The organism is Tahibacter soli (assembly GCF_025717065.2).
Taxonomy (GTDB): domain Bacteria; phylum Pseudomonadota; class Gammaproteobacteria; order Xanthomonadales; family Rhodanobacteraceae; genus Tahibacter; species Tahibacter soli.
The window spans coordinates 336028-349315 of sequence record NZ_JAOVZO020000020.1; the positions used below are offsets into that span (position 1 = coordinate 336028).

A 13288-nucleotide genomic window follows, 5' to 3' on the forward strand; every position below is an offset into this window, starting at 1 on the left:
CACCAACCAAGATCACGCCAAACCCGCCGCCCGAACGATGTCGTTCCGCCTTACGTCACGGATGATCAGCAGCTTCAGCTCCTGCCACGCCACCACCGTAGTTCCCCAATCGTTCAAAGAACGGATATCCCCAACGCTCGACGTGATATGCGTCCTTCAGTTTTTTTGCCGCCGCTCGCTGTGGCCCTGTCAATTTGGCGCTCCCAAATTTCGACTCAACGAAGTACGTTCCGGACTTGGTCTTCCAAGCACTGTCGACGATGGTCGTGAGCCTCTTCTTCTTGATAAGAGCGCTCGGGTCTTTAATCCGGCTGCCAATCATGCGGTTTTTTGCATATGACAAAGTTTCCCCTATTTTTCCCTTTACAGAATTCGGCAACCCCTTCATGAAGTACACAAGACCTGGCCCACCGGCAAGGCTGCCAACGGCCCCGAGAGCGGTCGCCAGCAACAGTTGACGACCGTCGATACAGCCGGTCGTTGCCAGCTGAATTGTGAGATCAACAACGAATCCAACAACAGCCCCGACGCACGCTGGGCAGTTGCCCGTCGGGTCGACGACGTTCTGTGGATCCTCTTCCGCGTAGCTGTACAAGTTCGTTCCGCCAGAAAATCCCTGCGGATCTTTGGAAGTCCACCTCCCCACCCCCGCGTCATAATCCCGCGCCCCGAACCGCACCAGCCCCGTATCGCGGTCGTACAACCCGCCGGCGAACCCGAACGGCTGAAACCCCGGGTTCGTGTCCAGCGTGACGTTGCCGAACGCGTCGTAGTCGAGCTGCTGCGCGACCGCACCGCTCGTCGTGTCGACCACGAGCCGCACGCTGCCGATCTGGTCCGTCACGAAGCGGTACGTCTGCCCGCTCTTGACCATGTAGCTCGGCGTCGACACTTTCTCCGCGTACACGAACCGCGCGGCGATCGTCCCCGACGACGTCAGCTCCGCCGCCGGCCGCAGCTGGTCCTGATACACGAAACCCTGCGACAGCACGCCGTTGACGAGCCTGCCGATGCGCCGGTTCTGCGCGTCGACACGATAGGCGATCGTCGGGCTGCCCGGCTTGACCACCGACAGCAGGTTGCCGAGTTCGTCGTAATCGTAGGTCGTCGTCTGGCCGGCGACGACGCGCGTCGCGAGTTCGCCGTCGGCCGTGTACGTGTACGTCGCGCCGCCGTAGGCGAGCATGCGGTCCTGCGCGTCGTACGTGCCGGGCTGGCGATTGCCGTTCGCGTCGTACGCGTACGTCGCCGTGACGACGCCGTCGGTCTTTACTTCGCGCAGCCGGCCGGCCGCGTCGTACGCGTAGTCGTACGCGTGCGAGACGGCGCCGATCGTCGTCGTCTTCGCGGCGATGCGCCCGAGCCTGTCGCGCGTATACGTTTCCGCAAACAGCGTCGTCGTGCCGTGCTTCGCGGTGTACGAAGCAACCTCGCCGAACGCGTTGTACGTGTATGCGTCGCTCGTCGCGCCGAGCGTCGTGGACGTAAGCTGCGCGTTCGCGTCGTCGTAGTCGAGCGACAGCGCGCCGGCGGTCACGACGAGTCCGTCGTCGTCGTAGCCGAGCGAGATCGTCTGTGTCGCGCCGCTGTTGCCTTTCACGCCGATCGAGGCGACGCGCAGGTCGTCGTCGTAGCCGTAGTCGACGCGAGCGCCGCCGGTCCACGCCACGCTCGTGGTCAGTGCGCCGCTGTAGCCGTAATCGAGGTTCAAACCGCCCGGCGCCACGATGCGCGACACCTGCCCTGTCGCCGGCAGATACGACAGCGTGAACGTGCCGCGCGCGATCGTGAGCGTGTCCAGGCGCCCGAACGCGTCGTAGCCGTAGATCGGCTGGCGATTGTCGGCGCGCGTCACCGTCGTCGCCTGGCGGTCGCGGTTGTAGCCGTAAACCGTGTCGTTCGCGCCGCTGCCGGCAACGACGGGCGGCCGATAGCGCGCGACGAGATCGACCGGCGTGTGCTCGAACGTGTGCGCCGGCCGGCCCGGCGGCGTGACGCCGACGAGGTTGCCGGCGGCGTCGTAGTCGAACAGTGTGACCGCGAGATCGGGCCGCGTGATCGACTTGACGCGGCCGACCGCGTCGCGCGCGAACGTCACGGTTTCGTCGACGGCGTTCGTCACCGAGGCGAGATGACCGTCAGCCCCGTAGCCGTAGCGCACACGGCGCTCGTCCGCGCCGCTGCCGGCGACGACGGTGTCGAGGCGGCCGTGCGCGTCGTACGTCATCACCGTGTCGGCAAGGCCCGGCGTCGCGACGCGCACCGGCCTGCCGAGCGCGTCGAGCGTCGTCGTCGAGGTGCGCGCCAGCGGCGTGCGCTGTGTCCAAGTGCGCGCCGCGGCGTCGTACGTGTTGGTGCCGGTGCGGCCGTTGACGGTCGCGGTTTCGACGAGCGACGTCAGGCTCAGCGGATCGTTCGCCGTGGCGAGCGTCGCCTGCCGCCGCGTGGCGATCCGCAGCGTGCGGCCGCCGGTCTTCGTTTCGCTCGATGCGGCGTAGGCCGACTGCAATCCGAAGCGCGGATCGCCGGCGACGCGATGCGTCTGCTCGGTATTGTCCGGCAACGTGCTTGCGTACTTGCCGTCGCGCGCCGCGAGGCTTTGCGTGTACGTCCCGTCCGGGAACGTGCTCTTGCGCGTCTGGCTGCCGTCGGCGTTCGTCGTCACGTCGTAGCGCGTCGCGCGATTGAGCGCCGACGTACGCGTGACCGTATAACTGCCGGCGGACGCGGTACGCGCGAGCGTCACGCCGCCGAGCGCGGCGTCGGCCGCGGTCAGCAGCCGACCGCGCGCGTCGTACGCGTACGTCGACGCGTGCAGCCGCGCGTCGGTCGCCGTCGTGATCAGACCGCCCGCGCCGTAGACGAACGTGTCGGTCTCGTCGTTCGGATTCGTGACGCTCGCGAGCTGCCCCGCGACGATGCCGAGCGCCGTACGATGGCCGAACGGACCGACGATGGCGAGCGCGACGCCCGCCGCGTTGCGCTCGATCGTCGTGCGATCGCCGTCGGCGTCGACGATGGCGACGAGGCGGCCGGCCTCGTCGTATTCGAAGCGGAACACAGTCGCGCGCGTCAGCGTGTCGATCGTCGCCAGATGCCGGCCCGTCGCGCCGAAGCGGTACAGCTCGAGGCCGTCGTTCGACGCGACGACGAGTTCGTCCGACGAGTATTGCGGCAGGAAGCGCGCGCCGACGACGAGCCGCTGCGCGCCGGTGTCGCTGACGACGACGCGCCCGTCCGGCCCCACCGCGACGCCGCTCGGAAACTGCAGGCGGTACTGCAAACCGAGGCTGCCGTCGTCGACGCCGGTGCCGCCGCCGATCAGCGTCGAGATCGTGCCTTCGCCGTCGACGCGGCGCACGCGCCGGTTCGAACCGTCGACGACGAGCAGCGTGCCGTCGGCCAGCAGCGCGACGCCGCGCGGAAACGCGAGCTGCGCGGCGGTCGCGGCGCCGCCGTCGCCGGCCGATCCCTGCGTGCCGTTGCCGACCGCGGTGGCGATGACGCCGCCGGTGTCCACCTTGCGAATGCGATGGTTGACGTTGTCGACGATGTACTGCTCGCCGTCGGCGGAAACGTCGAGATCGAGCGGATACTGCAGCTGCGCCTGGATCGCCGGCTGCGCGTCGCCGTTGTAGCCGGCGACGCCGGTGCCGGCGGTCGTCGTGACAATGCCGTCGGCGCCGATGCGCCGGATGCGATGGTTGAACGTGTCGGCGACGTAGACGTCGCCGTAGGGCCCGAGCGCGACACCCGACGGATATGCCAGGCGCGCGGCCGTGGCCGGCCCGCCGTCGCCGGCGTAGCCTTCGATGCCGTCGCCGGCGATCGTCGCGATCGTGCCGTCCGGCGCGACCTTGCGCACGCGGTGCTGGTACGAGTCGGCGATGTACAGGCTGCCGTCGCGCGCGACCGCGACGTCGGTCGGCGCATACAGGCGCGCCGCGACGGCCGGGCCGCCGTCGCCGAGCGTCGCGCCGCCGCCGGCGACGGTCGCGATCGTGCCGTCGCGCGAGATGCGGCGAATGCGATGATTGTACGAATCGGCAACGTATACGCTGCCGTCGGCGCCGATCGCGATGCCGCGCGGATTGTCGAGCGCGGCGGCGAGCGCCGGGCCGCCGTCGCCGCCGAAACCGCCCGCGGCGCCGGCGTAGCGGCTGACCGAGAAATCGGTGACCAGCGCCGCCGCCTCGCGCAGTTCGCCGTCGCCCTGGAACAGCGTGCGGCGGTTCGGATCGTAGAAATGGTGCGGCGTCAGGCTCCAGCCGCCGATGCCGAACACCTGCGCGACGAGCGGCGCGCCGACGGTGAAGCGAAACTCCTGCCACAGCGTGATGTCGTTGCGCGCGCGGTTGCCGGTAATCGGCACGCCGCTCAGCGTCGAGAACGCCTGCGCGAACGCGCCTGGCTGCGAGTACAGCGCGTCGTACGTGTAGCCGACGCGCACCTGCGCTTCCTGGCTGCCGCTGAGCCGGCGTCCGTAGGCGTCCAGACCGTCCCAGGGGAACGTGTGCGTCTGATTCGGCGCGGTTCCGAACGCCTGCGCCATCGCGCGACCGGCGATGCGGATCTCGAGTTCGACGCCCTTGAGGCCCGGCGGAACGACGGCGCCGGTCAGCGGAATCTCGATCGTGTTGTTCGCCTGCCAGCCCGCCGTGCGCTCGGTGCTGTAGTGCAACGCGTACGGCGTGCCGGCGACCGGCAGCGCCTTCTGCATCGTCTGCTTCTGGCACTGGATCACCGAGCCCGGCGCGCTCGCGCATTCGCCCGGCGCTTCCTGTCCGGCCGGCCGGTCCGGCGACGTGCGCGCCGGATTCGCGCCGACGACCGGCGCCGGCAGTCGCGGCGGCGCCGCGCCTGCCGGCGGCACGCGCGGCCAGTTGCAGTCCCACGGCGTAAAATGATCCACGCGCGTGCGCCACAAGCTCCTGCCGGCGGGATACAGCGTCGCGAGCTGCGTCAGCTCCGCCTCGTCGATGCCGAGTTCCGCGAGCTGCGCCGGCGTCGCAGGCGTGCCCGCGCCGGTCACGTCGAGCGTCGCCTGGCCCGCGGCTATCGAGAGTATCTTGACGACGCGGCCGTTCGCCGCCGGCACCCATTCGGCGGTTTCGCGATCGTAGTACGCGAACGGCACGACACCGCCGACCGGAAATTCCCGAAAATTTTCAATATAGAACGGGATCGGCTGATCGAAGTCGACGCGCGTCGCGCGCGCGGCGAGCGCTTCGTCGAGACTCAGTTCCGCGGCATACGTGAACGACGTCGTTGGCGGCAGTTCGCCCGGCATCGCGCGCGTGCCGTAGCGCTTGTCGGTGTAGTCGGTGATGCGGAACGTCGCGGTGCCGGACAGCGCCCTGCGCTGGCCGTCGCGCGTGCGCATATGCGCGCGCAGCGACGGCGGTACCAGCAGCGTGCCGCGGCGCAGGCCGTCGCCGTCGTCGACCGCGCTGCCCCGCACGACGCTGATGCCGCTCGCGCGATCGAGGTTGACGCGCGTCGCGGCCGGATCGGGCGCGAGCATCATCACGTCGTCCAGTCGCCGCGCGCCGTTCCACTCGGCGCCGACGCGCCGCTGCACCGTCAGGAGCCCGTCGCGCGAAAATTCCACGACGAGCCGCGCGCCGCCGTCGACAGCGAGATCGAACTGGCCGTCTTCCTGCGTCAACGTTTCGCCGAACTCGGGCCGGCCGAGCACGCGCACCGTCGCGCCGGCGATGGCGAAGCCGTCGCGGTCGACCGCGCGACCGCGCAGCACGGCGGCGCGTTCGGCGTCGATCGCGTCGGGCGCGACGCCGGTCTGCACCGCGTCGGGGCCGGTGTACAGGAACTGCGTCGACGCGCCGACCGGCGTGACCTCGGTCGGGTCGATCGCGCTCGCCGTTTCGCTCGGCGGCGGCGCCAGCGCGACGACGTCGACGAGCGACGGCTCGCTGTCGTGGCTGCCGTTGTTGACGACGAGCTGCGCGCGATACAGGCCCGCGACTTCGGGTGCGAACTGCGGCGTCGCGGTGTTCGCACCGGTCAGCGCCGCGGCGCTGCCGTCGGGTTGAAGCACGAGCGTCCATGCGTAGCCGAGCGGTCGCGCCTGCGGATCGCTCGACCCGCTGCCGTCGAGAGACACGGGTTTGCCACGCCGCACCGTCAGCGCATCGCCGGCATCGGCGACCGGCGGCAGCACCTGCGCGATGACGGTGACGAGTTGTTCGTCGAGCGCGCTCGGCATTTCGCCGTCGGTCGCGACGAGGCCGAAGCGGTACTCGCCGAGATGGCTCGGCGTGAACGACGGCGTCGGCGAGTTGACGTCGCTCAATGCGACCGCGCTGCCGGCCGGCTGCGCGACGATCTGCCAGCGCAGCAGCAGCGGTTCGTTGTCGAGATCGACGCCGACGCCGCTGAGCGCCGTCGGCACGCCGATCGTGGCGTAGCGGTCGACGCCCGCGTCCGCGACGGGCCGCGCGTTGTTGAAACCGCTCTTGAACAGGCGATCGAGCGGGTAGCCCGAACCGGCCGCGACGATCGCGGCGGAAACGAGAAGCGCGGCGGCGAGCCACGCGTAGCGACGTCGGTTCATGACACGTCCCTGCCCGGATTTCCCGATATGGATACGGCTACTTTGCGCAAACGGTCAGCGCGTCCACGCGTGGACGCGGTAGAGCGTGTCGGGCTGCATCGTGAAGTTGAACATCTTCGTCGCGGTGGTCTGCCCGGCCATGTCGACGGTGTCGTCGAGGACGATGCGCGGGCCGCTCGGAGGCGTGATGACGACGCGGACGGGGACGATCGCGGTCGTTTCGAAATTGCGCGCGCGCAGCGTCAGCGACTGATTCGGCGAAGCGCTTGGCGACAGCAGGACCGGGACCGGGTTGCTGCCGTCGGAAATGGGCGTGCCGGCGATTTCGGTGAAATCGAGCGCCCGCGAATTTGCCGGGAATACCTCCATAAACGAACCGATGGAATAGGTTCCCGCATTCAGTCCTTGAAGGAAGAAGCCTGAGCGATCGAGCGTATCGATACGAATGCGCCCCAGACCGCCGCCGGGCGAACCGCCACCGACACTCAGAGTTCCCATGCCTTCGATTCTCGGTGCAACCAACCTGATGGCGCCACCGCTACCGGACCCGGCGTCGTTGTCTACGCGCGATCCACCGCCAGCTTCGATTCGTCTGGAAGAATTGCCCAGAACGATCCGCGTACTGCTTGCAATGAGAATGGCGCCACCGCCGCCGCCGCCGCCCGAGAAAGCACCGCCGCCGCCGCCGGAGCCCCCGACGAGAGGGATAAGCAAGTTCGTGCCGTAAGCCAAACCTTGTTGAGCAGGAGGAGATACGCCGCTTGCGGTTCCATACGCGCCGTTGCCGCCACCGAGTCCCGCGAGCGTCTTGCCCTTTCCGGCGCCCGGGCCATAGCCGTCACCTGCCGCTACGCCGCCCACTCCCGGCTCGCCACCGGCAAAGCCGCCGCAACCGCCCGGCTGGCCTTGCAGACCACTGGCAACGCCCGTTGGAGACACCGAGATCGTGCTAGGGCCTGACAGTGTTGCATCTACTTTGACGTCGCCTGTCGCCAACAGGTAGACCGGTGTGTTTTTTGCGTTGCAGGTAAACCGCAACGTGCCGCCAACGGTGACCGTCGTGGCATTGATGATCCCGTCGGGGGGCACCGTATAAGTGATCGTCTGCCCGTACGGGACGTCGATCGGCCCGTCTGCCCCTGTGCTCCCTGAGTTGAACGTCTGCGCGCCCGTCCCCGTCGATGCCAGCACGGCGATCAGCAAAAAGATACGTGTAAACATTGCGCTACTCCTTCGCAGGCGGTTTGCGTTTCTCGGCGCTCGGTCGCGTCACGCTGTGGCCCGACGGCGGTTCGGCACCGATGGTGTTGAACGGCAAGCCGCTCGCATGCCCCGTCAGCGGCAGCTTCACCTCGTGCGGTGCGATCGGCGTCGCGACGATCGTGTTGAACGGCAGGCCGCTCGCATGTCCCGTCAGCGGCAGCTTCACCTCGTGCGGCGCGATCGGGCTCGCGACGATCGTGTTGAACGGCAGGCCGCTCGCATGTGCCGTCAGCGGCAGCTTCGCCTCGTGCGGCGCGATCGGCGTCGCGGCGATCGTGTTGTACGGCAGGCCGCTCGCGTGCGCCGTGAGCGGCAGCTTTACTTCGTGCGACGCGACGGGCGCCGACGCGACGAACAGTCGCGGCACGACCGCCGGATCGAGCGGATTGCCGCCGCCGTCACGTTCGTACCCGTCGATCCACCCGTCACCGTCGCTGTCGCGCAACATCGGTCCCGTGCCGAGCGCGAACTCGTCGACGTTGTTCAGGCCGTCGCGGTCGAAGTCCTCGCTGCCGTCGTTGATGCCGTCGCCATCGCTGTCGGGGTTGATCGGATCGGTCGCGAGCAGCAGTTCCTGCAGGATCGACAAACCGTCGGCGTCGAGATCGCGGTTGCCATCGCGCACGCCGTCGCCGAAGCTGTCGGCTTCGTACGGGTCGAGTCCAAGCGAGCGTTCGAGCGCGTCGGACAGTTCGTCCTCGTCGCTGTCGACGCCGAAGTTGCGGAACGCGCGTACCGCCGCCTCGTCGGGTTCGCTCGCGCTCGTGCCGTCGTCGACGATCAGGCGCACGCCGTAGCGGCCGTGCAGGTCGGGCCGCAACCGTGCGGTCGCAGCCGTCGCATCGTCGATCGCCACGACGCTGCCGTCGGGCTTTTCGGCGAGAAACCAGTGGAACGTCAGCGGTTCGCGCCGCGGGCTGCACGAGCGCCGTCCGTCGAGCACGACCTCTTGTCCGAGCCCCGAAACGCGATCGTCGCCGGCATCGGCGGTCGGAATGCCGGTCGTTTCGCACGGCTCGAAACCGGAGCCGTAGACAGGGTCCGGCGATTCCTGCGCGGCGGCGGCCGACAGCGCGCCCGCGAGCCACGCGCACAGCAGCCAGCCACCAGCGAATGCGCAAGCCGATCGCGTCGAACGCACGAACGCCTCCTTGCCGTGAGCGCCGGCGAACGACACGCTCGCCGGCGGCAGTCCGGCCGATGCTGCCACAAGAGTACGCATCCTCTCACCTGCCGCGTTCGTCTCATTGTTGCAGCTGCAACAATTCGCTTTCGCACAGGCCGCGAGTCAGTCCGGCGCCGCCGTGGCTTGCGCATAGCTCGACCCGAAGCCCGCCACGAGCTTGTCGAGCAGTTTCAGGTTCAAGGCGTTGCCCGCATGCGCCGCAGCGCCTTCGGCCACCTTGTCGCGATGCCGCACGAGCGCGGCCCGGTCGCGTTCGAGAAACGCGATCGTCGCGAGCACGTAGTCGTTCCAGCGCAGCGGCGAGGCCGCAAAATCTTCCTTGTCGACGAGCACGCTTCTCGCGTACGCGATCGCGCGCGGCGCGTCGCCGTGCGTCGCGCGCAACTGCGCGACGTGCCAGCGCAGCGAACGCTGCTCCGCCTTGTTCGCGACGATGTATTCGACGATGAGATCGGCCGCCTCGCGATCGCAGCGCCGCGCCGCGAGTACGCGAAAGCCGCTGTCCTGCGTCTGGTCGAACGCCTCGTACGACAACGCGAGGTCGGCCGGAAAGCGCTGCGCGAACAGCGCGGCGCAGTCGGCCGGCTCGGCCGGCTGCGCGGCAAGCGCCGCGGCGATGAAAAATGCTGCAAACATGACGTCTCCACAAAGTCGCCGGGGCCGGCGATGTGCATACGCGAAACGAGGGGCGCAGGGATCACGACATGCGACACTATGGGCAACTTACGGGTTCCCGCCCACGATGACGACGATACGCGACGACGCTCAGCCCGACCCTGCCGCATCGATCGACCCCGCATCGATCGACCACGCATCGATCGACATCTGGCTGACGTTTCTCGACGACGCGCACGATCCGTCGCTGCTCGACGCCTACCGCACGCTGATGAGCCCGACCGAACGCGAGCAGCAGCAGCGCTTCGTGTTCGAGAAGGATCGCCATCGCTATCTCGTCACGCGCGCGCTCGTGCGCACGGCGCTGTCGCAGTACGCGTCGGTGCCGGCCGCGCGGCTCGCGTTCGTCGCGAACGCCTACGGCAAGCCCGCGCTCGCCGACGCGCCGCCCGATCTGGCGTTCAACGTATCGCACGCCGGCAACCTCGTCGTGCTCGCGGTCGCACGCGGCGGCGCGCTCGGCGTCGACACCGAAGGCGTCGAATCGCGCGTCGCGGTCGACGATCTCGCCGATCGCTACTTCGCGCGCGAGGAAGCCGACGAGTTGCGCACGCAGCCTGTCGAGCGGCGGCAGCGGCGCTTCTTCGAGTACTGGACGCTCAAGGAGTCGTACATCAAGGCGCGCGGCATGGGTCTGTCGCTGCCGCTCGACCGCTTCGGCTTTCGTTTTCCGCACGCGGCGGGCGTAAGCCTGTGGACGCACGCCGATGTCGACGACGCGCCGCAACGCTGGCGTTTTTCGCAGTTCGCGGCGCCGGGACATCTGATCGCGCTGTGCGCCGAGTCGGCCGGACCGCTGGCCGTGCAGGCGCGTCGCTGCGTGCCGCTCGCGCACGCGGCGCCGTTCGCGTTGTCGGTGCTGCGCGCATCGGACTGAAATCGCACTTTTTGCAACGCTTCGCGGCGAATCGCCGGACAAAAAAAGGCCCCGCTTTCGCGAGGCCTTTCTCGAACCCCCGGCTCGGTCTTGCGCTTACTGTGCCGGCTGAACGCCGGACGCCTGCGAGCCCTTCGGACCCTGCGTGACTTCGAAGACTACGCGCTGACCTTCCTGCAGGCTGCGAAAGCCCTTGGAGTTGATGGCCGAGTAGTGCACGAACACGTCCTCGCCGCCGTCTTCCGGCGCGATAAACCCGAAGCCCTTGGCATCGTTGAACCACTTCACTGTACCGGTACGCATTGTTTCCCCTCACTGCTGGTGGACCAAGTGCGTCGCCCGCCGAGCCTCCCCCGGCCAGAACCACGCGGTCGGAAGTATAAACATTCTTTTACAAAACGAATCAAGCCGCCCTTTTTGCAGCGCAGCAAAAAGCCGGAACCGCGTCACAACGCGGCCCAGCTTGCGTTGCGGGGGTTTCGCGCGCTCAGGCTTTCGGTTTTTCGCCGCAGGTGCGCTCGGACGGTTTGGCACTGACCGTCAGCACCAGTTCGCCGGTCGCGGCGTACGGCAGCTTCACCTTGACCGCGTCGGTCGAGTAGTAGAAGCCGCCCTTTGTCGGCGCACTGACCTTGTCGCGCGCGCCGGACTCGAACGCGGCACCGACGTCCTTCTCGGTCGTGGCGACGAGAAATCGCTGCAGATTCTTCACTTTCGCGCACCCTTGCAGCTCGGTCGGCTGGAACGGGCGGATGTCGAGCGCGAGCTTGTCGACGCTGACCGTCTCGCGCACGTTGCCTTCGTCGTCGAGCACGTAGAACAGCGGCTTGAACACGGTGCGGCCGCGGCCGTCCGGCGCGTCCTGCGCCACGACGCGCACGTCGACCATCGCGTTTTCGACCGGCTTGGGCAGTTCCACACGGCGGTAGTAGCTGCGTCCGCGCGGCAGCTCGGCCTCCGGCGACGCATCGTCGATCGGAAAGCGCATCGGCTGTTCGGGCAGGAGGGCGATGGGCCCCGGATCGCGGACTTTGACGACGCCGGTTTTCGGCGGTGCGGGGTCGCGGCCGAGCTTGCGGCTCACCCAGTCGATCGGACCGGCGACGGCCGTGGCGGCGAACGCGGCAAGGCCGCAGGCAGTCAGCGAAAGCGAGAGTCGAGCGGTCATACCAGGGGTGCGACAGGCGCACCGGCAAAAAGTTGCAAACGTTGACGGCGAATACGGCGCCGCTCGTGCCGCCGCCGCATCGCCCGGAACCCTCGGCGACCGGCGACGGCACGACGCGGCGTCACTCGCCGAGCGGCTTCAGTTCCTTGCCGTCCTCGACGAACGCGTTGATCTTCAGATAGTCGGCGATGACCTTGAGCAGGCGGCGCTGTTCGCCGTTCGCCTTGTCGGCGTTGCGCAGCACGACGCCGGTCACCTTGCCGGCGTCCTTGAGTTCCTGCAGGGAGCTCATCAGCATGTTCTTGCCGAGCGGATTGCCGTCGAACAGGAACTTGTCTTCACCCGACGGCTTGACGTAGGCGTTGCCGTCCTTGATGTCGCGCGCGGCGAACGCGCTCAGACTGAACAGCACGGCGAACAGCGCGAAAAGAATGCGTTTCATGGTGGTGGATCCCTGAATGGAGTAGCCGCTCGGCGAAGCCTGCGGGCCGGTCGTTTACTGCACCGCGGTCGTGCGGATTTCCTGGATTTCCTTACCTTCTTTTTCCTGCAGAAACGTGCGCACGCGAAGTTCGAGGCCGATACGCGCAAGTCCTGCAATATGCGCGTCGGTGACCTTCTGCTTTTCGCCGCGCTTGAGCAGGATCGTCTTGACGGGGTCGTTGCGGTCGCGGCGATAGCGCAGCGCACCCTTGAAATCTTCTTCCGAGAGCGTGGCGCCCTGGACTTCGAACTGCCCGTCCTTGTCGGCGATGACCGTCATGTCGTACGCGGCCGGCACGTCGGGCGCGGCAACGGTGTCGGGGCGGGCGCGTCCGCCGCACGCGGCGACGACGACGGCGGCGAAAACGGCAAAGGCGATGGCGCGCGCCGCACGGCGCAGGTCGAGTCGTTGCATCGGTGTCAGTTCCGCGTTGAGTTGAAGTCGGAAGGCCGCGAAGCGTATCACTGTCGCTTGGCGCCGGCATGAATCGGCTATGTGCGAGGCAGGGTAACGCCGCGCTGGCCCTGGTATTTTCCGCCGCGATCGGCGTAGCTGACGTCGCATTCCTCGTCGGATTCGAAGAACAGCATCTGCGCGACGCCTTCGTTCGCGTAGATGCGCGCCGGCAGCGGCGTCGTGTTCGAGAACTCGAGCGTGACGTGCCCTTCCCATTCGGGTTCGAGCGGCGTGACGTTGACGATGATGCCGCAGCGCGCGTACGTCGACTTGCCCAGGCACACCGTCAGCACCTTCCGCGGGATGCGGAAGTATTCGACCGTGCGCGCGAGCGCGAACGAATTGGGCGGGATGATGCACACCTCGCTCTTGATGTCGACGAAGCTTTTCGGGTCGAACGCCTTCGGGTCCACAATGGTGGAATTGATATTCGTGAACACCTTGAACTCGTCGGCGCAGCGCACGTCGTAGCCGTAGCTCGACGTGCCGTACGAGATCAGGCGCCCGCCCGAGGCGTTCTGCCTGATCTGGCCGGGTTCGAACGGTTCGATCATGCCGTGGCTTTCGGCCATGCGGCGAATCCACTTGTCGGCTTTGATGCTCAT

General features: G+C 67.8%; 10 protein-coding genes. 1 reads left to right on the plus strand and 9 read right to left on the minus strand.

Annotation, left to right across the window (positions count from 1 at the left end):
• Positions 1-55 precede the first annotated feature (55 nt).
• The 4 genes from OD750_RS22420 to OD750_RS22435 form a co-directional block, all read right to left on the minus strand.
• Positions 56-6574 (minus strand): NHL domain-containing protein, encoded by a 6519-nt coding sequence (locus OD750_RS22420; RefSeq protein WP_263544314.1) that lies wholly within the window; start codon positions 6572-6574, stop codon positions 56-58.
• 54 nt (positions 6575-6628) lie between these two features.
• Entirely contained in the window at positions 6629-7795 is a 1167-nt protein-coding gene (locus tag OD750_RS22425; RefSeq protein ID WP_263544315.1) for a hypothetical protein, read from the minus strand.
• A 4-nt stretch (positions 7796-7799) separates the two neighbouring features.
• Positions 7800-9059, minus strand: a complete 1260-nt coding sequence (locus OD750_RS22430) for a hypothetical protein (protein ID WP_263544316.1) — start codon at positions 9057-9059, stop codon at positions 7800-7802.
• Positions 9060-9125: 66 nt separating this feature from the next.
• Positions 9126-9659: a hypothetical protein gene (locus OD750_RS22435; protein WP_263544317.1), complete on the minus strand. Its 534-nt coding sequence runs from the start codon at positions 9657-9659 to the stop codon at positions 9126-9128.
• A gap of 106 nt (positions 9660-9765) precedes the next feature.
• Here OD750_RS22435 and OD750_RS22440 point away from each other — a divergent pair, with 106 nt between their 5' ends.
• Complete coding sequence (locus OD750_RS22440; protein WP_263544318.1) at positions 9766-10575, plus strand: 4'-phosphopantetheinyl transferase family protein; 810 nt, start codon at positions 9766-9768, stop codon at positions 10573-10575.
• Positions 10576-10671: 96 nt separating this feature from the next.
• Here the strand turns inward: OD750_RS22440 and OD750_RS22445 are convergent, their stop codons facing one another.
• The 5 genes from OD750_RS22445 to dcd form a co-directional block, all read right to left on the minus strand.
• The gene (locus tag OD750_RS22445) at positions 10672-10878 is read right to left on the minus strand and encodes a cold-shock protein (RefSeq protein WP_263544319.1); all 207 of its coding nucleotides are present in this window, start codon (positions 10876-10878) and stop codon (positions 10672-10674) included.
• Between the two features lie 184 nt (positions 10879-11062).
• On the minus strand, positions 11063-11743 hold the full coding sequence (locus OD750_RS22450; protein ID WP_263544320.1) for a hypothetical protein: 681 nt from the start codon (positions 11741-11743) through the stop codon (positions 11063-11065).
• A gap of 121 nt (positions 11744-11864) precedes the next feature.
• Positions 11865-12185 (minus strand): hypothetical protein, encoded by a 321-nt coding sequence (locus tag OD750_RS22455; protein WP_263544321.1) that lies wholly within the window; start codon positions 12183-12185, stop codon positions 11865-11867.
• A 54-nt stretch (positions 12186-12239) separates the two neighbouring features.
• The gene (locus OD750_RS22460; protein WP_263544322.1) at positions 12240-12641 is read right to left on the minus strand and encodes a hypothetical protein; all 402 of its coding nucleotides are present in this window, start codon (positions 12639-12641) and stop codon (positions 12240-12242) included.
• A 77-nt stretch (positions 12642-12718) separates the two neighbouring features.
• Positions 12719-13288: a dCTP deaminase gene (dcd, locus tag OD750_RS22465; protein ID WP_263544323.1), complete on the minus strand. Its 570-nt coding sequence runs from the start codon at positions 13286-13288 to the stop codon at positions 12719-12721.

Excerpts from the sequence above, each read along its gene's own strand:
- OD750_RS22420 (WP_263544314.1), bottom strand. The coding sequence starts at position 6,574 with ATGAACCGACGTCGCTACGCGTGGCTCGCCGCCGCGCTTCTCGTTTCC.
- OD750_RS22425 (WP_263544315.1), bottom strand. The coding sequence starts at position 7,795 with ATGTTTACACGTATCTTTTTGCTGATCGCCGTGCTGGCATCGACGGGG.
- OD750_RS22430 (WP_263544316.1), bottom strand. The coding sequence starts at position 9,059 with ATGCGTACTCTTGTGGCAGCATCGGCCGGACTGCCGCCGGCGAGCGTG.
- OD750_RS22435 (WP_263544317.1), bottom strand. The coding sequence starts at position 9,659 with ATGTTTGCAGCATTTTTCATCGCCGCGGCGCTTGCCGCGCAGCCGGCC.
- OD750_RS22440 (WP_263544318.1), top strand. The coding sequence starts at position 9,766 with ATGACGACGATACGCGACGACGCTCAGCCCGACCCTGCCGCATCGATC.
- OD750_RS22445 (WP_263544319.1), bottom strand. The coding sequence starts at position 10,878 with ATGCGTACCGGTACAGTGAAGTGGTTCAACGATGCCAAGGGCTTCGGG.
- OD750_RS22450 (WP_263544320.1), bottom strand. The coding sequence starts at position 11,743 with ATGACCGCTCGACTCTCGCTTTCGCTGACTGCCTGCGGCCTTGCCGCG.
- OD750_RS22455 (WP_263544321.1), bottom strand. The coding sequence starts at position 12,185 with ATGAAACGCATTCTTTTCGCGCTGTTCGCCGTGCTGTTCAGTCTGAGC.
- OD750_RS22460 (WP_263544322.1), bottom strand. The coding sequence starts at position 12,641 with ATGCAACGACTCGACCTGCGCCGTGCGGCGCGCGCCATCGCCTTTGCC.
- dcd (WP_263544323.1), bottom strand. The coding sequence starts at position 13,288 with ATGAGCATCAAAGCCGACAAGTGGATTCGCCGCATGGCCGAAAGCCAC.